The 18,490-nt window shown below is 63.9% G+C and carries 20 protein-coding genes; 11 read left to right on the forward strand and 9 right to left on the reverse strand.

Going from position 1 to position 18,490, the window contains the following annotated elements; all coding sequences use genetic code 11:
• Positions 1–3 precede the first annotated feature (3 nt).
• Genes ACSBM8_RS09915 through ACSBM8_RS09925 form a run of 3 tightly spaced genes read left to right on the forward strand, consistent with a single transcriptional unit; the run spans position 4 to position 2,338 of the window.
• Positions 4–561, forward strand: a complete 558-nt coding sequence (locus tag ACSBM8_RS09915; RefSeq protein ID WP_442681452.1) for a DUF1285 domain-containing protein — start codon at positions 4–6, stop codon at positions 559–561.
• A complete protein-coding gene (locus ACSBM8_RS09920) occupies positions 558–1,148 on the forward strand; it encodes a CoA pyrophosphatase (RefSeq protein ID WP_442681453.1) in 591 nt (196 codons plus the stop codon). The genes ACSBM8_RS09915 and ACSBM8_RS09920 overlap by 4 nt, the downstream gene beginning before the upstream one ends.
• A complete protein-coding gene (locus tag ACSBM8_RS09925) occupies positions 1,145–2,338 on the forward strand; it encodes a CCA tRNA nucleotidyltransferase (RefSeq protein ID WP_442681454.1) in 1,194 nt (397 codons plus the stop codon). The genes ACSBM8_RS09920 and ACSBM8_RS09925 overlap by 4 nt, the downstream gene beginning before the upstream one ends.
• Here ACSBM8_RS09925 and parC read toward each other — a convergent pair.
• Positions 2,335–4,614, reverse strand: a complete 2,280-nt coding sequence (gene parC, locus ACSBM8_RS09930; protein WP_442681455.1) for a DNA topoisomerase IV subunit A — start codon at positions 4,612–4,614, stop codon at positions 2,335–2,337. The two genes, ACSBM8_RS09925 and parC, sit on opposite strands and share 4 nt — an antisense overlap.
• A 122-nt stretch (positions 4,615–4,736) precedes the next feature.
• Here parC and ACSBM8_RS09935 point away from each other — a divergent pair, with 122 nt between their 5' ends.
• The 6 genes from ACSBM8_RS09935 (at position 4,737) to ACSBM8_RS09960 (ending at position 9,810) form a co-directional block, all read left to right on the forward strand.
• Positions 4,737–5,579, forward strand: coding sequence for a DUF4349 domain-containing protein (locus ACSBM8_RS09935; RefSeq protein ID WP_442681456.1), 843 nt, complete (start codon positions 4,737–4,739; stop codon positions 5,577–5,579).
• A gap of 75 nt (positions 5,580–5,654) precedes the next feature.
• Positions 5,655–7,670, forward strand: coding sequence for a S9 family peptidase (locus ACSBM8_RS09940; RefSeq protein ID WP_442681457.1), 2,016 nt, complete (start codon positions 5,655–5,657; stop codon positions 7,668–7,670).
• Between the two features lie 153 nt (positions 7,671–7,823).
• On the forward strand, positions 7,824–7,976 hold the full coding sequence (locus ACSBM8_RS09945; protein WP_442681458.1) for a hypothetical protein: 153 nt from the start codon (positions 7,824–7,826) through the stop codon (positions 7,974–7,976).
• Positions 7,977–8,128: 152 nt separating this feature from the next.
• The gene (gene purC, locus ACSBM8_RS09950; RefSeq protein ID WP_442681459.1) at positions 8,129–8,905 is read left to right on the forward strand and encodes a phosphoribosylaminoimidazolesuccinocarboxamide synthase; all 777 of its coding nucleotides are present in this window, start codon (positions 8,129–8,131) and stop codon (positions 8,903–8,905) included.
• A 151-nt stretch (positions 8,906–9,056) separates the two neighbouring features.
• The gene (locus tag ACSBM8_RS09955) at positions 9,057–9,380 is read left to right on the forward strand and encodes a hypothetical protein (protein WP_442677882.1); all 324 of its coding nucleotides are present in this window, start codon (positions 9,057–9,059) and stop codon (positions 9,378–9,380) included.
• Between the two features lie 58 nt (positions 9,381–9,438).
• The gene (locus ACSBM8_RS09960) at positions 9,439–9,810 is read left to right on the forward strand and encodes a hypothetical protein (protein ID WP_442677883.1); all 372 of its coding nucleotides are present in this window, start codon (positions 9,439–9,441) and stop codon (positions 9,808–9,810) included.
• Positions 9,811–10,079: 269 nt separating this feature from the next.
• On the opposite strand, the gene ACSBM8_RS09965 is transcribed toward ACSBM8_RS09960, so the two are convergent.
• From ACSBM8_RS09965 to ACSBM8_RS09990, 6 genes are all read right to left on the reverse strand, one after another.
• A complete protein-coding gene (locus ACSBM8_RS09965; RefSeq protein ID WP_442677884.1) occupies positions 10,080–10,616 on the reverse strand; it encodes a cytochrome b in 537 nt (178 codons plus the stop codon).
• Positions 10,613–11,692, reverse strand: coding sequence for a catalase family peroxidase (locus tag ACSBM8_RS09970; protein ID WP_442677885.1), 1,080 nt, complete (start codon positions 11,690–11,692; stop codon positions 10,613–10,615). The genes ACSBM8_RS09965 and ACSBM8_RS09970 overlap by 4 nt, the downstream gene beginning before the upstream one ends.
• Before the next feature lie 371 nt (positions 11,693–12,063).
• Positions 12,064–12,882, reverse strand: a complete 819-nt coding sequence (locus ACSBM8_RS09975; RefSeq protein WP_442677886.1) for a heavy metal-binding domain-containing protein — start codon at positions 12,880–12,882, stop codon at positions 12,064–12,066.
• On the reverse strand, positions 12,882–13,838 hold the full coding sequence (locus ACSBM8_RS09980; protein WP_442677887.1) for a heavy metal-binding domain-containing protein: 957 nt from the start codon (positions 13,836–13,838) through the stop codon (positions 12,882–12,884). The genes ACSBM8_RS09975 and ACSBM8_RS09980 overlap by 1 nt, the downstream gene beginning before the upstream one ends.
• 17 nt (positions 13,839–13,855) lie before the next feature.
• Complete coding sequence (locus ACSBM8_RS09985; protein ID WP_442677888.1) at positions 13,856–14,995, reverse strand: M14 family metallopeptidase; 1,140 nt, start codon at positions 14,993–14,995, stop codon at positions 13,856–13,858.
• Entirely contained in the window at positions 14,992–15,573 is a 582-nt protein-coding gene (locus ACSBM8_RS09990) for a DUF4136 domain-containing protein (protein ID WP_442677889.1), read from the reverse strand. The genes ACSBM8_RS09985 and ACSBM8_RS09990 overlap by 4 nt, the downstream gene beginning before the upstream one ends.
• Positions 15,574–15,727: 154 nt before the next feature.
• Here ACSBM8_RS09990 and ykgO point away from each other — a divergent pair, with 154 nt between their 5' ends.
• Together ykgO and ACSBM8_RS10000 are read left to right on the forward strand one after the other, a co-directional pair.
• A complete protein-coding gene (gene ykgO, locus ACSBM8_RS09995) occupies positions 15,728–15,853 on the forward strand; it encodes a type B 50S ribosomal protein L36 (protein ID WP_003046794.1) in 126 nt (41 codons plus the stop codon).
• A gap of 181 nt (positions 15,854–16,034) precedes the next feature.
• The gene (locus tag ACSBM8_RS10000; protein ID WP_442677890.1) at positions 16,035–16,190 is read left to right on the forward strand and encodes a hypothetical protein; all 156 of its coding nucleotides are present in this window, start codon (positions 16,035–16,037) and stop codon (positions 16,188–16,190) included.
• A gap of 68 nt (positions 16,191–16,258) precedes the next feature.
• Here ACSBM8_RS10000 and pyk read toward each other — a convergent pair whose 3' ends face one another.
• Both pyk and ACSBM8_RS10010 read right to left on the reverse strand, forming a co-directional pair.
• Entirely contained in the window at positions 16,259–17,716 is a 1,458-nt protein-coding gene (gene pyk / locus ACSBM8_RS10005; RefSeq protein WP_442677891.1) for a pyruvate kinase, read from the reverse strand.
• A gap of 85 nt (positions 17,717–17,801) precedes the next feature.
• Positions 17,802–18,443, reverse strand: coding sequence for an alpha/beta hydrolase (locus ACSBM8_RS10010; RefSeq protein ID WP_442677892.1), 642 nt, complete (start codon positions 18,441–18,443; stop codon positions 17,802–17,804).
• Positions 18,444–18,490: the final 47 nt, after the last annotated feature.

Raw genomic sequence — 18,490 nt, forward strand, 5'->3', positions numbered from 1 at the left:
GGTATGCCTGAGACAACGCCGCCCATCCCTGATCTCGCCAACCTGTCCCTGGCCGAAATTGCCCGCGCTGCCGCCGAGCGCCGCTTGCCCCCGGTCGCCGACTGGAATCCCGCCCGTTGCGGCGACAGCCATATGCGGATCGCGCGCGATGGCACCTGGTTCCACGAAGGCAGCCCAATCCTTCGGCCTGCCATGGTGCGGCTATTCGCCAGCCTGCTTCGGCGCGAGCCGGACGATCGTTACGTCCTGGTGACCCCCGTTGAGAAACTGGACATTGCGGTTGAGGATGCTCCCTTCGTGGCGGTCGAGGTCAAGACCGAGGGAAATGGACCTGATCGCCGGCTCGCCTTCCGCCTGAACATCGACGAGCCGATTGTCGCCGGCCCGGACCATCCGGTCCAGATGGTCGACGCCCGCCCCTATCTGGTCGTGCGCGATCGCCTCCGCGCCAGCATCGCGCGTCCGGTTTACTATGAGCTGGCCGACATGGCGCTTGCCGAAGCGGCAAATCCCCCCGGTCTATGGTCGGACGGCGCCTTCTTCGCACTGGATGCGACATGAGTCTGGCCGATCGACTCCGCGCCGCGCTGGACCGCACGACCGGACACGCGCCGATCCAGGGCGACGATTATGATAAGGCGAACGACCATTATGTGCCCGCGGCCGTGCTGGTCGCGATCACCGACCGGCCCCATCCCGGCCTGCTTCTGACACTTCGTCAGCCCCATTTGCGACGCCATGCGGGCCAGATCGCCTTTCCAGGTGGGCGGGTGGATCCCGAGGATCAGGACGTCATCGCCACCGCCCTGCGCGAGGCGCGGGAAGAGATTGGGCTCGATCCCGATCGGGTCGACATCGTGGGGATGAGCGATACCTATCGGGTCGGCACCGGCTTCGTCGTAACCCCGGTGATCGGCGTCATTCCACCCGATCTTGCGCTGGCCCCGCAGGAAGACGAAGTCGCGGCGGTGTTCGAAACGCCTCTGTCTTTCCTGCTGGAGCCCGGCAATCACAGTCTCCAAAGTGTGATGTGGGAGGGCCGGGAACGGCGCTTTCACGAAATAATGTGGGAGGATCGTCGCATCTGGGGCGCTACCGCCAACATGATCGTCAATCTGGCCCAGCGGCTGCAGGCGGCGGGTCTATGATCCTTCCCGATGCCGCCTGGCGCAATGATCCGGATCTGGCGCGGCTTGCTGACGCGCTGGGGGAGGCCGAAGGGCTAGTGCGTTTTGTCGGCGGCGCCGTGCGCGACACATTGCTCCGCCTCCCCGTTTCCGATCTTGATCTCGCGACCTCGCTTCGGCCGGACGAGGTGTCGGCCCGTATCCGCGCCGCCGGCTTCAAGGCCGTGCCGACCGGGATCGCGCACGGCACCGTGACAGCGGTCCTGACGAGCGGCCCGGTCGAGGTGACCACGCTGCGCCGCGACGTCAGCACCGACGGTCGTCGCGCCACCGTGGCCTTTACCGACGATTGGCGGGAAGATGCCGCGCGCCGCGACTTCACGATCAACGCCCTCTCCGCCGCCCCTACGACGGGCCAGATCTTCGATTATTTCGGAGGCGTTGCGGACGTCGAAATCGGGCTAGTCCGCTTCATCGGCGATCCGCTCGCCCGCATTGCCGAAGACCATCTGCGCATCCTGCGCTTCTTTCGGTTCCACGCTCGCTTCGGAAAAGGCGCGATGGACGACGCCGCGCTATCGGCCTGCGCCGCGCGGGCCAAGGACCTGATGGCCTTGTCGCGCGAACGGATCGCGCAGGAATTGCTGAAGCTGCTTGGCGTCTCCAATCCCACGCCGACCATCGCCGTCATGGTGGATGGCGCAATCCTGGCGCCGGTCCTTCCTGAGGTCGATGCTGATAGTGTGGAACGCCTGGCCGCCTTGGTCGATCGAGAGGGGCCTTCCGCGGGCGACCCGGTCCGTCGCCTGGCCGCTTTGCTTCCGTCCGATCCCGCGATTGCCGATCAGGTCGGCGCCCGCCTCAAGCTCTCCAATGCACAGCGCAAGCGGCTCATACTCGCGGCGGAACCCGGCGATCCGGGGGCGGCCCGTCCCCTCGCCCACGCGATCGGCCTCGCCGCCGCGCGCGATCGCCTGCTGTTGCGCAGCGCCGATCCGGCAGCCGGACTGGCGGACATCGAACATTGGTCGCCGCCGCGCTTGCCGATCGGCGGTGGGGACCTGGTTGGATTGGGCCTGACCGCCGGTCCTGCCGTCGCCGCCACACTGCGCGCGATCGAGCGCCGGTGGGTAGAGGAGGGTTTTCCCGATGCCGATCGGGTCGGTACGATCGCGGCTGAAGAGGTCGCCCGCGCTTTGCGTACCGCTTAGGTCTTGGCCGGCTCCGGCCGGGTCAAACCCGTCGCGAAGCGATTGTCGCGCGGGAATCCGGTCGGCGGCATCCGTCCCGCCGCACCCCGCGCTGCACGCCACGGCCCCAGATCGGCTTCCGTGCGCACCCGCCCGCTGTCGCCGCCCATCGGCCAGCTCAGGCCATCGGCGAAGCGGAAGGTGACGACGTCCGACAAACCGCCATCGCGATACCGCTGAATCTGCGCGCCCTGCCCCCGCGACAAATCCGGCAGCTCCGCCAGCGGGAATACGACGAGTTTGCGATTATCGCCGATCGCGGCAACATAATCGTCGCCCTCGCCGATCGCGCGCGCGACTTTGACCACGGCCCCACTGCGCAGATTGACCACCTGACGCCCCTTGCGCGTTTCCCCGGTAATCTCGGTCACCTTGGCGACGAAACCCTTGCCGTCGCTCGCCGCCAGCAGCAGCCGCTCCGCATTCCGGACCGGCAGGAAGGCCACGATCCCCGCATCGCCTTCCAGGTCGATCATCAACCGCACCGGTTCGCCAAAGCCGCGGCCGCCCGGCAGTCGGTCGGCCGGCAAGGTATAGACCCGCCCCGTGGCCGCCACGAGCAGCAGCTTGTCGGTGGTCTGGGCATGGAAGGCGAAAGCCGGTCCGTCGCCTTCCTTGAACTTCAGCGCTTCGGCGGAGGCGAGGTCGATATGCCCCTTCATCGCGCGCACCCAGCCGCGTTGGGACAGGATGACCGAAATCGGCTCGCGCTCGATCATGGCTTCCAGCGGGATTTCGCGTGCCGGCCCCTGCTCCTCGATGAGCGTGCGACGCCGACCCAGATCGGTCTCTGGCCCATAGCGCTCGCGCAGCTTGCCAAGGTCGCGCTTCAAGCGCGTGCGTTGCTTGGCCGGGCTGGCGACCAGCCCCTCCAACTCCCGCGCCTCCTTGTCGAGCGACGCGCGCTCCTTGCGGAGCTCCATCTCTTCCAGCTTGCGCAGGCTCCGCAGCCGCATATTCAGGATCGCCTCGGCCTGGCGGTCGGTCAGCTCGAACTCCGCCATCAGCACGGGCTTCGGCTCGTCCTCTTCGCGGATGATCTGGATCACGCGATCGAGGTTCAAGAAGGTGATCAGATAGCCGTCGAGCAGCTCGATCCGATCGGCAATCTTGGCAAGGCGATGGTTCGATCGGCGGACCAGAACTTCGAACTGGTGGTCGATCCACGCGGCGAGCGCCTGCTTCAACGACATGACGCGGGGCGTACGATCGCGATCGAGCACGTTCAGGTTGAGCGGCACGCGCACTTCCAGGTCAGTCAGCCGGAACAGACTGTCCATCAGGGTCTGCGGGTCCACCGTCCGGCTCCGCGGCTCCAGCACGATCCGGATTTCGGCGTCGCTCTCGTCACGGATATCGGCCAGGATCGGCAGCTTCTTGTCGTTGATCAGCGTGGCGATCGCCTCGATCAGCTTCGCCTTGGCGACCTGATACGGCACTTCGCTGATCACCGCGACCCAGGTGCCCCGCCCCTGATCCTCCACATTCCAGCGGGCGCGGACGCGGAACGATCCGCGGCCGGTGGCATAGGCCTCGGCAATGGCGGACGCATTGTCCACCACGATGCCGCCGGTCGGAAAATCCGGCCCGGTGACGAAACGCATCAGCTCGCGCGGGTCGCCCTCGGGTTGATCGATGATATGCACCGCCGCGTCGATCAGTTCGGCTACATTGTGCGGCGGGATCGACGTCGCCATGCCGACGGCAATGCCGGCAGCGCCGTTGGCCAGCAGATTGGGAAACAGGCCGGGGAAGACTTCCGGCTCTTCTTCTTCGCCATTGTAGGTCGGCCGGAAATCGACCGTATGTTCGTCCAGCCCCTCCATCAGGAGGATCGCCGCATGGGTCAGCCGCGCTTCGGTATAGCGCATCGCCGCGGCATTATCGCCATCGACATTGCCGAAATTGCCCTGCCCGTCGACCAGTGGATAGCGCAGCGCGAACGGCTGGGCGAGCCGCACCATCGCATCGTAGATCGATGCATCGCCATGCGGGTGATATTTGCCCATCACGTCGCCGACCACGCGCGCGCATTTCTTGTAGCCCGATGCCGGATCCAGCTTGAGCAGCCGCATGCCCCACAGCAGGCGGCGATGCACCGGCTTCAGCCCGTCGCGCACATCCGGCAACGACCGCGCCGTGATCGTCGAAAGGGCATAGACCAGATAGCGTTCCGACAGCGCGCTATCGAACGGGGCATCCAGGATCAGGTTGAAGGGGTCGGCGGGATCGCTCATCGCGCACCCGATAACAGCCTCTCGCGAGGGGTGCCACCATGGCCCTCGAAAATCGAAATGCCGGCATGCTTGTCAGATGAGCATGGAGAGATAAGTTCTCCGAACCGGGGTGGGAGAAGGTGATGCGCAGGGCAATCCTCTTGATGGCGCTGCTTGCGGCGGGCTGCAGCAAGCAAGCGCCCGATCGCAGCACCCCGGAAGCGATGCGCGACAATGCCGCGCCCGCCCCGAACACCTCCATGGCCGGCCCCAATGCAGGGCCCACCGCCCTGCCCGGTGTCGCGCTGACCTATGCCTATTCCTTTCTGTTGCCGGCGGCGCGTATCGCGGAGGCGCAGGAACAGCATGCCAGCCAGTGCGAGGCGCTGGGTCCCAGCCGTTGCCGCATCACCGGCCTGCAATATCATGTTGGCGAGCATGACGTCTCGGCACGGCTTTCCCTCAAGCTGGCCCCGGACATCGCACGGCAGTTCGGCAAGCAGAGCATCGCCACGGTCGTGAAGACGGGCGGCATGCTGTCCGATTCGGTCATCGACAGCACCGATGCCGGCGTGACGATCGCGAACGCCGATCGCGCCACCGCCAGCGTGAGCGACGAGCAGAAGGACATCGAACGCCAGCTCGCCCGCCCGGGTCTGTCATCCGCCGAACGGGCACAATTGGTGCAGCGGGCGCAAACCTTGCGCGATACGCAGCGCCAGGTTGCCGCCACCCGCGCTGATGCTGCCCTGCTGCTCGTCAGCACGCCAATGACCTTCGATTATGTATCGGGAACGCCCGATCCGCGCTTGAACGACAGCAGGTTCGTGGCCGCATTGCGCGACGGGTGGGATAATGTCGCCGCTGGCGTTCTCGTGCTGCTGACGCTCTCCATCACGCTCATTCCGTGGCTACTGGTCCTGGCGATCGGCCTGTGGCTCTGGCGGCGCTTCGGCGGACGGATCGGCCGCCCATCCGGAGATTGAGCCGATGCTTGAAATCAACTCGCCAGCTACGATGAAAGGTGTATTATGCTTATATATCACCCAGGGGGTTCCCGCATGCGCTTACTGCTCGCTTCCGCCACCGCACTCGCTCTTACCGCACCGGCTTTCGCCCAGACGCCGCCGGTGCCGCTGATCGAACGCGCCAAATTATTCGGTAATCCCAGCAAGACGGCCGGCCGGATCAGCCCGGACGGCAAATGGCTGGCCTGGATCGCGCCGCGGGACGGCGTGCTGAACATCTGGGTTGCGCCCACGGGCGATCCCGCCGCCGCCAAACCGCTCACCGCAGAGAAGACGCGCCCGATCCGCTCTTATTATTGGTCGCCCGATTCCAAGACGATCCTGTTCGTCAACGACAAGGGCGGCGACGAGAATTTCCTGCTTTATGGCGTCGATGTCGCCACCGCGACGCAGAAGAGCCTGACCCCGTTCGACAAGACGCGGGTGGAGGTGATCAACATCAGTCATGCGGTGAAGGACCGCATTCTGCTGGGCATCAACAACCGCGATCCGCGCTGGCATGACGTCTACAGCCTCGATCTTCCCACCGGGAAGCTCAGCCTCGTCCTGCAGAATGACGGCGGCTATGCTGGCTTCGTGGCCGATGAACAGCTCGTCCCGCGCCTCGCGTCCAAGGAGACGCCGGACGGCGGCCAGGCCTTTTTCAGGATCACGAACGGCAAGGTGGAGAGCACGCCCTTCGCCTCCATCGGCCTGGACGATTCGCTGACCACCGCGCCATCCGGCTTCACGACCGACGGCAAGACGCTGTACTGGCTCGATTCGCGCGGCCGCGACACCGCTGCCCTGATCGCGCAGGATGTGGCGACCGGCCGACAGACCGTCATCGCGCAGGATCCGCGCGCCGATATCGACGGCACCATGGCCGATCCCAAGACCGGCGTGGTGCAGGCTTGGTCCGTCAATTATCTCCGCGACGAATGGAAGGCCAGCGATCCGGCAATCGGCAAGGATCTCGCCTGGCTGAAGGCCCAGCTGAAGGGCGACATCACCGTGACCTCACGCACCGATGCCGACGATCTGTGGACGGTCGCGGTCGATCCCGTCACCGCGCCAAGCGCCACGTGGATCTTTGATCGCAAGGCGCACACGCTCAAGCAATTGTTCGTCGGCCGCCCCGAACTGGTCGGCGCCCCGCTAGTGCCGATGTACCCCGAACCAATCCGGGCGCGCGACGGCCTCACACTCGTATCCTATCTCACGCTTCCGGCAGGCAGCGATCCGGATGGCGACGGCAAGCCCGATCGCCCCGTTCCGATGGTGCTGTTCGTCCATGGCGGACCGTGGGCGCGCGACCAATATGGTTATAGCAGCTGGCATCAATGGCTGGCCAATCGCGGCTATGCCGTCCTGTCCGTCAACTATCGTGGCTCCACCGGCTTCGGGAAGAAGTTCATCTCCGGCGGCGACCTCCAATGGGGCCGGAAGATGCATGATGATCTGCTCGATGCGGTCGATTGGGCGGTCAAGCAGGGCGTCACCACGCGGGACAAGGTCGCAATCGCGGGCGGCTCCTATGGCGGCTACGCGACGCTGGCCGGCGTCACCTTCACGCCCGATACGTTCCGCTGCGGCGTCGACATCGTCGGCCCGTCCAACCTGTTTACGCTGTTGCAGACGATCCCGCCTTATTGGGAAGCGGGTAAGCAGCAATTCTACAAGCGCATGGGCGATCCCACGACAGACGCCGGCAAGGCGCTGCTGCGCGAACGCTCGCCTCTCTACGCCGCCGACAAGATCAAGGTACCGTTGCTGATCGGCCAGGGCGAGAATGATCCGCGCGTCAACGTCCGCGAAAGCCAGCAGATCGTCGATGCGATGAAGGCGAAGAACATTCCCGTCACCTATGTCGTCTTCCCGGACGAAGGCCATGGCTTCGCACGGCCGGTGAATAATATCGCCTTCAATGCGATCACGGAGAATTTCCTCTCCTCCTGCCTGAGCGGACGCGCCGAGCCGATCGGCGATGCGCTCAAGCCATCGAGCGCGCAGGTCAACGAAGGGGCGGCTCAGGTGCCGGGCCTCGCCGCAGCCGTCGCCGCGCGCTAGCGCGCGCTGGATGGCAATGCGGCGGTGGCTGCCTTGCCATCCATAAGCCTGGCTTATGAAAGGCTGCTGCGCTTCAATTGGTTTTGAGGTCGCGATTCGATCATCTCCTGACAAGCGGCTGCACGCGTTCGGCCGCAGGATTGGAGGTCGAACATGTCCGGCACCGAAAAGCCCAGCCGCCTTATACCCAGCTTCACCGCCCGCTTGCTGGAAGCCCTGATCGTGACCGATCGTTTCGTGGATTGGTGGGGCGCACATCGCGCCTGGCCGGCGAATGAAAGCCCCCGGATCGATCCGCGCCGATAGGATAATGGCGGTGAAAGCAGAAGCCCGGCGGCCGCGCGTCCAGTTGCGTTGCGGAGCCGGGCTTCCTGGTCTATATCCCCGGGCTCGTCGCCCCGCCCGCGCCTGATGGCTGCGTCGGGGCGCTTCTCGTTTCGGTCCTTTGGGAGACTGCTTTGTCCCGCCGCCGTCAGATTTACGAAGGCAAGGCCAAGATCCTCTATGAGGGTCCTGAGCCCGGCACGCTCATTCAATATTTCAAGGATGATGCAACTGCGTTCAATGCGCAGAAGAAAGGCACGATCAGCGGCAAGGGCGTGCTCAACAACCGTATCTCGGAGCATGTCTTCACCCTGCTCTCCAATATCGGTGTCCCGACGCATTTCATCCGGCGCCTCAACATGCGTGAGCAGTTGATCCGTCAGGTGGAGATCATCCCGATCGAGGTCGTCATTCGCAACGTCGCCGCGGGCAGCCTCGCCAAGCGGCTCGGGATCGAGGAAGGCACGCAGCTGCCGCGCACGATCATCGAATATTATTACAAGGATGATGCGCTCGGCGATCCGCTCGTCTCGGAAGAGCATATCGCCTGCTTTGGCTGGGCCAGCCAGGAGGAGATGCACGACATCTCCGACATGGCGATCCGCGTGAACGATTTCCTGACAGGCCTGTTCGCCGGTGTGAACATTCGCCTGGTCGATTTCAAGCTGGAGTTCGGCCGGCTGTGGGAAAATGACTATGCCCGCGTCATCCTGGCGGATGAGATCAGCCCGGACGGCTGCCGCCTGTGGGATATGAGCAGCGGCGAGAAACTGGACAAGGATCGCTTCCGCCAGGATCTTGGCGGTGAGGCCGAGGCCTATCAGGAGATTGCGCGGAGGCTCGGCCTGCTCCCCGAAGGCGATACGATCGTGCTCGATATGGCGGAACATCGTAAAAATCGGGGAAAATAAGGGCATGCGGCTGGGCAAGGTGGGACGTATCGCTCCGGTGCTGGCCGCAATCGCCACGCCGGCAGCGGCAGCCGGAACATATACGGACGATCTCACCCGATGCCTCTTTGCGAAGGCGACGACGGCGGACCATGAAGCGCTGATCAGGTGGATGTTCGCCGCCTTCGCCGCCGGCCCCGCGGTCAAGGAGCTCTCGCAGGTCACGCCGGAGCAGCGTGCCGGCATCACCGCTGTCGCCGGCAAGATGTTCACGCGCCTCATCACGCAGGATTGCCGTGCTGAATCGGTTGCGGCGCTAAAGTATGAAGGCAGCAGCGCCTTCGAGGCGGGCTTCAGCACCCTCGGCAAGGTTGCCGCGCGCGATCTGATGACAGACCCTGCCGTTCAGGCCGAGATGAGCAAATTGGACAATGTGATCGAGCCCCAGCAGCTCGAGGCGCTGCAAAAGCAGGCCGATGCACCGTCCAAAAAATAACCTGTTCCGTGGGAGCAGGATTTTGGGAAAATAACGCTCCCTCCTGCGTTGAACCGTCATGATCAGGTTTATCGCCGCTTGCGCGCTCCTCTCTGCTGTCGCGGTCCCCGCCGCCGCAAAGCCAGTATTGCCCCGCGCGCCGATTCTCGGAGTGCCGCAGGCGGATTGCGACGCGCTTTCGACCAGTCAGCGTCTGGATGCGGCGACACTGCGGGACCTTCGCCCGGCCCATTCGCTCGACGCGGCGGCGGCGGTTCTGAATAAGCACGGCATCAAATATGTCCGCTCGCAAGGCGTGCTGCCGCTCGACGGCCTATCCGAACGCGAATTGCGCGATATCGCCACTCTGCCGCAAGGCGAGCCGATCATCCTGCCGGCCGACGAAGGAAGCGCGATCTGCGTCCTTCGCCCCTCCGCGGATTCGATCTGACCTCAGGTCATCCGCAAGATAACCGTTAGAGCGTGATGACTTTGGTAGGACCCGTTCGTCTCGAGGTGCGATCGAGCCCTTCGACTGCCTGCGAGGCAGGCGCTCAGGACAGGCTTGTCGAGAGCGCGTATCGAGAGACCATCACCAATGCCTCGATACGCGCCCTCGATACGCCCTGCGGGCAACTCGGTCGCACCTCGGCACGAACGGATGAACGTAAACTCATCATGCTCCATTCTATATCCTGAAGAGCCGCGCGCGCGTCCCTCTTAGTCAGGGACTGGAGCCATCGCCTCGAACACGCCATCGCGACGCACCAGCGCGTGAAACAGCGCTGCCGCCAAGTGCAGCAGGATCAACGCGAAGAACGCAAATGCCAGATAATGGTGCAGATCCCACAGGATCGCATGCAGCCTGTCCGACTGCGGCAGGATCGGCGGCAGTACGAAGCCGTGCCACATGGTGACGGGATAACGCGCGGCCGATAGCATGCCCCAGCCCAGTAGCGGCATCGCCACCATCAGCGCGTACAGCCAGATATGCGACAGGATCGCGGCCTGCTTCATCGGCACCGGCAGATCGTCCGGCAGCGGCGGGGTGCCTTTGGCGAGGCGCACGCCGATCCGGAGGATGGCAAGGATCAGGATGAGGATGCCGAGCGGGCGGTGGATCGATACCAGTCCAAGATAGGTGGTCGTGATCGTCGACACCATGCCGACGCCGATAAACAGCATCGCCAGGATCGCGGCGGCCATCACCCAATGCAGCACGCGCTGCGTGACGGTGAAGCGCTGACCGGCCATCATCGTCCTCCTTCTTTCGCTGTCGTGTTCGCCGGACGATCGGGGTTGGTGTGGCGTGGGTAGTTCGCCGCGCCCGCGGTTCGACGATCGAAGGATTTAGCGTAGACGGCCGAACGTGCCGCCGGGAACGGATCGTCGGAGGTCGAGATGCCAACCGGCAGCACGGTCGGATCGAAGTTGAGGTCGCGGCACGGCCCGTCGGCTTCGGCGATCACGCGATCCGCCGTGATCTCGCCGAGCGTCACCGTCCGGCGATCGGAGGGCCATGCCTTGCTGGGATCGCCAGTCGGATCGCCCTCCCCTGCGATCTGCACGGTCATCATCCACTTCGCCGGCGCCCTCGCGATGCGATCGGCGATCTCGCGTTCGAGCGCATCCGGCCCCGTCTTCGCAAATTCGGTCGCGGAAATCCGGCGGACCGGCTGCATCGGCGTCATCGACCAGCGCACCGTGCGCCGCGTATGTGCCGCGTCCGTGAAGACAAAGGAATTGAGACCATTATAGCCTTCGTCGGCATAGGAGCCGGTCCAAGGCCCGTTCATCGCCCACGTCAGAAACGGCTTCGTACCAGGGTGCGCGGCGGTGAACTTCGCCATGGCCTCCGAATCTTTCGATCCCCCGGCTTGCAGCAGCTCGTAAAATTGCTGTGGCGTCGAAACGATGAACACCGGCGCATTGATCATCGCGGTCCGCCACTGCGCGCCGCCTGGGGCCGAAATCAGCATGCCGATACCGCGCACGCGAACCGTGTCATCCTTGGCGAACGGATCGGGTGTGCCGAGGTTGAAACGCCCTACGATGGGAAAATCGCCCTTCGCCAGCATGGGCGCGGTCGACAGCGCCGCGCCGGCTCCGGTCGAATGAAAGCTACCGACGAAGCAGGTTCCTTTGGCGTGATTGATGCGGTGGCCCGCCACCACCCCGGGGCCGAATCCATCGGCAACCCGATCGGGCGAAATCCGATCAGGCGACAACCAGCCCGCGGTATAGGCGAAGGCGCCGGCCGCACCGCCGACGACCGCTGCGATAATTCCAAGCGATACGATGGTCGGGCGTTTCGATCCGGCAGGCCGTGTCATGCGCGCTTCCGTTCTGAGTGGTTGAGAACAGCAATGCCTCAGCTACACTCTTATTATGCTTGCGAATGCTCATCGACAACCAAGAAAATTAAGCCCCGCTCAACTATTACCGGATACGCAGCAATAATTTCCGGCATAGGCAGTGACGATATCGTCAAAGAATCTAGCTATTTATTGGAGGTTCCATAAATCGCAATCAACAGAACCAATCCCGAATTCAACACCAAGGAATGTAAAAGTAAAAAGAGAATTTTCAGGCAGCCATTTCGTCAATAATCGTGCAATCAAAAATGTGAACCTCACCGACTGGCAGTCAAAGCCAGACAAATGATACTGCCGGCAATCTGTTATGTCGGCTCAGCGGTTAGAGCTTAGCTGTTGACGGACAGGACCAGCTTCGGGTCGGGAATATCATCCGCTTCATGCCCCTCAATTGGCAGGACGGCGGTGCCGATCGCGAAAAATTCGATGACATGCGTAGACCAATTATGGCTGCCTTCATGCAAATCGGCGCCAACCACGCCTTCCGCGCCCGCTTTGCTGGCCTCCAGCTGCATGCGCTCCATCGCGATCTCGCGCGCTTCGTACAGGGCCAGGCTGAAATTGGTCAGTTCGACGTTACGTCCGATCGCCCCAAGCGTCGCCAGCGGTCCACGCCGGGCGACATGGTAGACGCAGCTGCCCATCACCATCTCCAGCGGCCGGTAGCCCGCGGAAAGCAGCGTCCAGAAATCCTGGCCCGACAGGGCCGAGGTAAAGGGCTGTCCGTTGGGACCCTTGAATCCCTGATGGCCCTTGGCGTGCACGATGCCGGTGCCGATGGCGACAAATTCCAGAACCTTGTTGTCCCACTCCAGCCGCTTCACGGTCAGCCGCACGCCAACGATCCCATCGGCGCCCATCTTGGCAGCTTCCAGCCGCATGCGCTCCATCGCCAGCGCGCGCGCTTCATACATGGCCAGGCTCAGCGTCTCGAGCTCGACGTTCGAACCCCAGCCCGCAAATTGCAGTCCCAGATGATAGATGCAGGAACCGACGCACAACCCGACCGGCTCGAACCCCGCCTTCCGCACCAGCAGGAATTCGTTGACCGAAAAGTCCGAGGTGAAAATACCATCCGAATGGCCCTGATTACGCAGGCCCTTCAAGCGCGCCAAGGCGTGCGGCGGAATGTCCTGCTGCTCGGCCATCAAATCGGGCCCTCCCTTTCGCCTAATGCGTCCGAGTAAATGCTGTGCCGATGTCCGGCCGCTTGGCCGAGTGCATCTCCGTCGCGCATATCCACGACCGGCTCGATGCCGTGCGGCACCGGCGCGCCGAATGGCGTATCGACCACCGTCCCGACGACGATATGCCGACCGAGATAGGCCGGCGGCTGCTTGTCGCGTTCCTGCTGGATGATCTGGCCGAAATGCGTATGCGCAAGCACTCCGTTGCCCATATGGGCAGCTTGCTTACGCAGGTCGGCATGCGCATCCCGGCGGATGGCTTCCCAGAATTTGCCGAGATCGGTCAGCGGCTGATTGCCGCCGAACATCCGCGATTGCGCCTGGATCCGGTCGCGCGCCGGCCGATCCTCCAACCCGCTCGGGAAGGATATCGCGCCGCCCAGCCATTTAAAGCGGGCGCCGACGGCAATCCCGCAGGCGACGATGCCCATTTCCAGCAGCTGAACGAACTCCAACGCAGGCACCGTGGCGATGATGGGATCGGCACTGGCTTTCAGGCCCTCGACCCGGATCGCCGTGCCGATCAGGGTGAAGTCCATGCTTTGGCCTAGCTGGTGGCGCAGCGTACGCATCTGCACATCGACGACAGCATTGGCACCGGCCGCACGCGCTTCCTGTCGGATCCGCGTCAGCGCGGTTTCCCAACCGGTGCGATGGCCCTCCGTCCAGCTGAAGCCAAAGTCATACCAGCATGTGCCCGATACCGTTGCGATGGGGCGACAGCCGTGACTGCGGATCGTCAGCAGCTCCGCTGGCGTCATCGTCGCTACCCACGGCGCACGCTCCGCGCGCGCCTCGCTCAGGCGATCGATCACGGGCTGCGGTAACCGGTGTTTGGCGAAAGCCTCTTCCCAGTCGCGATGGCGTTGCTGCGCCTCGGCGCTGGCCTGGGGAGTCCGTCGTGTCCACCAGCCCATCGTGCGCCCCGCTGCGTTTACGCGGCGTCGGCGGCGGAGCGTAAGGCGCCGATCATCTCGTGCAACGTGCCGAGGCAATCTTCCCCCATCCGCATCGATCGCTCGGCTGACCAGCCATATTCCTGGTCGGCCAGCGCGTCATTGTCCTTGAACGGCATCTCCAGCGTCATCGCGACCGCGCCGAAGCGATTGGCGAGCTGGTTGGTCGACATGGACAGGTTGGCCGATCCGGGCGCGGCCGTCGCATAGCCATGCTCGATCTGGAAATCCGGCGAACGGCGCGCGAGTGTCTCGCGAAAGCGCGAATAAAGTTCGCCCTGGCGTTCGGTCCACTTCGGGATTCCCTCAAACCCGGCCAGGAAGACATAGGGGATCGCCTCGTCGCCATGGACGTCCATGGCGAAATCGACGCCGGTCTCATCCATCTTGTTGCGCACGCACAGCACTTCCGGGCTGCGTTCCGCCGTCGGCTCCTGCCACTCGCGATTGAGGTTCACACCCGCCGCATTTGTGCGCAGATGTCCCCGCCGCGACCCATCCGGATTCATGTTGGGCACGACGTGGAAAGTCGCCTCGCGCCGCAGGACCCGGGCCACCGGATCGGCAGGATCGGTAAGCTTGTCGAGCGCGCCTTCCATCCACCATTCGGCCATCGTCTCGCCGGGGTGCTGGCGCGCATAGAGCCACACCTGGATCGGCCCATCGCCGATATGCAGGCAATCCATCTCCTGCCCGTCCAGCGTCTGGCCGAGCGATTCATATCGCACGCCCGGCATGGCCGCGAGGGCGGCGACCAGATCGTGATGCCGCTCCATCGAATAGGGTGCGAAATAAGCGAACCACAGGCTGTCGCTGTCCGCCTGATGGCGGATCGTCAGCACATTGTCGGCATACTCCGTCTCGGCCAACCGCCATTCTTCGCGATCGTCGGACCAGCGCGCCTGATAGCCCGGCCAGCCCAGCGGATATGCCGATCCGCCGGCGTTCACGATCCGCAGTTCCACATTGCGCCCTTTCGCGCCGAGCAGGCGGAAGTGGAACCATTGGTAGAAATCGGACTGGCGATCGCGCACGATTTCCAGATCGAAGCGATCGCCGTCTTGATGGAGGACGCGAATATTGCCGCTATCGAAGGCGGCCGAGATGTGCGCTGTCATTTGACGACGATAGTGCGTCCCGACACGCCCGGGAAGTCCCGGAACATCGCTGCGGCAAGGCGCTGCACCGTATCGGCCGGCTGCGATTCGGGCGCTCCGAACTTCGCGCTGGTCTCGGCCCGGCCTTCCCAGACGGTCGTGCTGTCCGACCGACGTTTGATCTGCACGATCAGGCGCGTGGACACATTCTGGCTGGGCTTCCCTGCCACCGTCGTGCCCACGCTGGCGCCGCCGCCGCCATGATAGCCGAAGCTGCCGCCGCCGATCCCGAAGGAGAAAGACGAGCGCGGCGGCCCGTCGAAGAAGGCGCGGTCCACCTGCACGACCGCCACCTGCTCCGACTTGGCGAGGCCGGGCGCTTCGGTGAAGCCCAATTGCGCCAGCTGTCCGCCGACGATGTTGGCATAGGTCTGGAATTCAGGACTATTGCGATCTGCCGGCAGCAACGGCTCAACACTGATCTGTCCACGTGCGATCGGCTGGTTCAGGTGAAAGCGCGTCACCTGGGTCGAAGGGCCGCTTGCGCAGCCGGCCAACGTCAATGTTCCCACCATCGCGGCAATCATCAGCTTGCGCATTCAAACTCTCCTTCGAAATCTCCCGGTCGCAACGCCACAGCAACGATTTCGCTGCATGGAGGCGTAACGACTCAGCGGGTTGACTTAGACCCTCTTGCGCCATAGGGAACCGCCAACTTTCCGCAGCTCTAACAAGATAGGCAGGGGTAGCCCCGTGAAGATCCGTAATTCGTTGAAGTCGCTCAAGGACCGCCATCGCGATAACCGCGTGATCCGTCGTCGTGGCCGGACCTACGTCATCAACAAGACGAACCGTCGCTTCAAGGCACGCCAGGGCTAATCCCCTCGCCTCCGCGAAAGCAAAGACGGCCGTGCGCAAGCGCGGCCGTTTTTCTGTGTGCCATAGAGATGCGCAACGATCAGCCCGAGTTGGTTGGCGGGCACCGCACGTATCGGGTAGGTCGGACGAAGAGAGAGCCGGAGATGCCAAGGTGACGGAAGAGCAACCAAGCTGCCGCCCCTTGAGCGCTTGGCTCGTGCTCGGCATTCTCACCTTGGCGCCGCTCTTCGCCTGGTTCACGCTACGGAGTGGTTACTCCACCAACGTCCGCGCGGGGGCATTCCTGTATATGGGCTTGGGCGTCATGCTGGGCTTGGTAAAAACCATCCCGCAGTGAACCGTCATTAGCGGATCCCACGCCCCTGCAAGGCAACACCACCGAGCCGCTGGACGGCCGAGCGCCTCTCAGTCGTCGTGTCCCTGCAGCTCCTTGCCGGTCAAGCGCTGGATGTGGAGCATATTTGTGGATCCCGGCGTGCCAAAAGGCACCCCTGCCATGATGATGATCTTGTCGCCCGATTTGGCGAGCCCTGTGCGCAATGCCATCCGCTTCGATTTGGCGACCATCTCCTCGAAGTTCGACACATCTTTGGTGACGACCGAATGGGCACCCCATAGCAGCCCCAGCCGACGCGCCGTGTCGCGGTTCGGGGTCAGCACCAGCATCGGCACGGTCGCACGATCGCGCGCAATCCGGCGGGCGGAGGCGCCCGAATTGGTGAAGCAGATGATAGCGGCCGCCGATATCGTCTCGGCGATTTCCTTGGCCGCCTCGGACAAGGCATCCGCGGTCGTCGGATCCGGCAACGTCTGGGTGAAGTGCAGCCGCGCCCGATAGCCGGGATCATTTTCAACCGCGATCGCGATGCGATCCATCATCGATACCGAAAGTTCGGGCCAGGCGCCGGCGGCGCTTTCCGCCGACAACATGACGGCATCGGCGCCATCATAGATGGCGGTCGCGACGTCGGACACTTCGGCCCGCGTCGGGCTGGGCGAAACGATCATCGATTCCAGCATCTGCGTCGCCACGACGACCGGGCGGCCCATGCGGCGCGCCGTCTCGACGATCCGCTTCTGCACCAAAGGCACCTGCTGCGGCGGCAGCTCGACGCCCAGATCGCCGCGCGCAACCATCACCGCGTCGGCCAGCTCCAATATCTCCTCAAGTCGCTCGACCGCGGCCGGCTTCTCGATCTTCGCCAGCAGCAGCGCCTTGCCGCCGATCAGGCGACGCGCCTCGGCCACATCCTCCGGACGCTGGACGAACGATAGCGCGATCCAGTCCGCCCCCTGCTCCACGGCAAAGGTCAGATCCGCGCGGTCCTTGGCCGTCAGCGCCGCCATCGGCACGACAACGTCGGGAACGTTCAGTCCCTTGGAGTTGGACAAGGCGCCACCGACTTCGACGATCGTCTCGATCCGCTCCGGCGCCAGTTCGGAGACGCGCAATACGAGCTTGCCGTCGTCCAGCAACAGCCGCGCGCCAACCTCCAGCGCCGCGAAAATTTCCTTGTGCGGCAGCTCGACCCGCTCTTCATTTCCCGGCGTGGGATCGCGATCCAGCACGAACCGCTGCCCCGTCTCCAGCACGATCTTGCCATCCGCGAACTTGCCGACGCGCAATTTGGGCCCCTGCAGGTCGAACAGGATCGTCGATGGACGGCCCAGCTCCTGCTCCATCGCGCGGATCGCCTCGACCAGCGGCACCTTATCGGCATGCGCGCCATGGCTCATGTTGATGCGGAACGCGTCCGCACCTGCCACAAACAGCTTGCGGATCATCTCGGGCGAGCTGGACGCCGGTCCAAGCGTCGCGAGGACGCGAACCTTGCGGCTGCGCGGCGCAAACTGGGTAGACACTGGCACCTCTTTTTACTCTTGAACGTGCGGCTTCCTAGTCATGGCGCTTCCGCAAAGTCGAGCCATGATCGAAGCGACGAGCGCTTTACGCCTTGAGCCGCATATCCAGATAGTCGTCCACGGACGTCATCAACTGCGGCATTTCATGCTCGAAGAAATGGTTCGCACCAGGGATCGTGTCGTGATGGATGGTGATGTGACGCTGCGTCCGCAGCTTGTCGACCAGCTTCTGGGTCGCGCCCGGGGTCGCCACTTCGTCATTCTCACCCTGGATGATGATCCCCGAAGAAGGGCATGGCGCGAGGAAGGTGAAATCATACAGATTCGCCGGCGGAGCGATCGAGATGAAGCCCTTGATCTCCGGCCGCCGCATCAGCAGCTGCATACCGATCCAGGCGCCGAAGCTGACCCCTGCGATCCACGTGGTCTGCGCTTCGGGATGGATCGACTGGACCCAGTCGAGCGCCGATGCGGCATCGGACAATTCGCCGATGCCGTTATCGAACACGCCCTGGCTTTTACCGACACCGCGGAAATTGAACCGCAGGGTCGCGAAGCCGCGCCGCACGAAAGTCTGGTACAGCGCCTGGACGATACGGTTGTTCATCGTACCCCCGGCCTGCGGATGGGGATGCAGGATCATCGCCACCGGCGCACGCGGACGTGGTCCTGGGTTGAAACGGCCTTCGAGGCGGCCTTCGGGGCCGGGGAAAATGACGTCTGGCATCGTTCTCGCTTGACTTGATGGGTGGCGCTTGGGTGTGCGCGTTGTGC

Source organism: Sphingomonas sp. ASY06-1R, from assembly GCF_052180265.1.
Classification (GTDB): domain Bacteria; phylum Pseudomonadota; class Alphaproteobacteria; order Sphingomonadales; family Sphingomonadaceae; genus Sphingomonas_I.

Excerpts from the sequence above, each read along its gene's own strand:
- ACSBM8_RS09980 (WP_442677887.1), bottom strand. The coding sequence starts at position 13,838 with ATGGGCTGGTGGACACGACGGACTCCCCAGGCCAGCGCCGAGGCGCAG.
- ACSBM8_RS09970 (WP_442677885.1), bottom strand. The coding sequence starts at position 11,692 with ATGACACGGCCTGCCGGATCGAAACGCCCGACCATCGTATCGCTTGGA.
- ACSBM8_RS09920 (WP_442681453.1), top strand. The coding sequence starts at position 558 with ATGAGTCTGGCCGATCGACTCCGCGCCGCGCTGGACCGCACGACCGGA.
- ACSBM8_RS09960 (WP_442677883.1), top strand. The coding sequence starts at position 9,439 with ATGATCAGGTTTATCGCCGCTTGCGCGCTCCTCTCTGCTGTCGCGGTC.
- ACSBM8_RS09985 (WP_442677888.1), bottom strand. The coding sequence starts at position 14,995 with ATGACAGCGCACATCTCGGCCGCCTTCGATAGCGGCAATATTCGCGTC.
- ACSBM8_RS09940 (WP_442681457.1), top strand. The coding sequence starts at position 5,655 with ATGCGCTTACTGCTCGCTTCCGCCACCGCACTCGCTCTTACCGCACCG.
- ACSBM8_RS09990 (WP_442677889.1), bottom strand. The coding sequence starts at position 15,573 with ATGCGCAAGCTGATGATTGCCGCGATGGTGGGAACATTGACGTTGGCC.
- ACSBM8_RS10010 (WP_442677892.1), bottom strand. The coding sequence starts at position 18,443 with ATGCCAGACGTCATTTTCCCCGGCCCCGAAGGCCGCCTCGAAGGCCGT.
- ACSBM8_RS09935 (WP_442681456.1), top strand. The coding sequence starts at position 4,737 with ATGCGCAGGGCAATCCTCTTGATGGCGCTGCTTGCGGCGGGCTGCAGC.
- ACSBM8_RS09975 (WP_442677886.1), bottom strand. The coding sequence starts at position 12,882 with ATGGCCGAGCAGCAGGACATTCCGCCGCACGCCTTGGCGCGCTTGAAG.
- ACSBM8_RS09945 (WP_442681458.1), top strand. The coding sequence starts at position 7,824 with ATGTCCGGCACCGAAAAGCCCAGCCGCCTTATACCCAGCTTCACCGCC.
- ACSBM8_RS09915 (WP_442681452.1), top strand. The coding sequence starts at position 4 with ATGCCTGAGACAACGCCGCCCATCCCTGATCTCGCCAACCTGTCCCTG.
- ACSBM8_RS09925 (WP_442681454.1), top strand. The coding sequence starts at position 1,145 with ATGATCCTTCCCGATGCCGCCTGGCGCAATGATCCGGATCTGGCGCGG.
- ACSBM8_RS09965 (WP_442677884.1), bottom strand. The coding sequence starts at position 10,616 with ATGATGGCCGGTCAGCGCTTCACCGTCACGCAGCGCGTGCTGCATTGG.
- ACSBM8_RS09955 (WP_442677882.1), top strand. The coding sequence starts at position 9,057 with ATGTTCGCCGCCTTCGCCGCCGGCCCCGCGGTCAAGGAGCTCTCGCAG.
- parC (WP_442681455.1), bottom strand. The coding sequence starts at position 4,614 with ATGAGCGATCCCGCCGACCCCTTCAACCTGATCCTGGATGCCCCGTTC.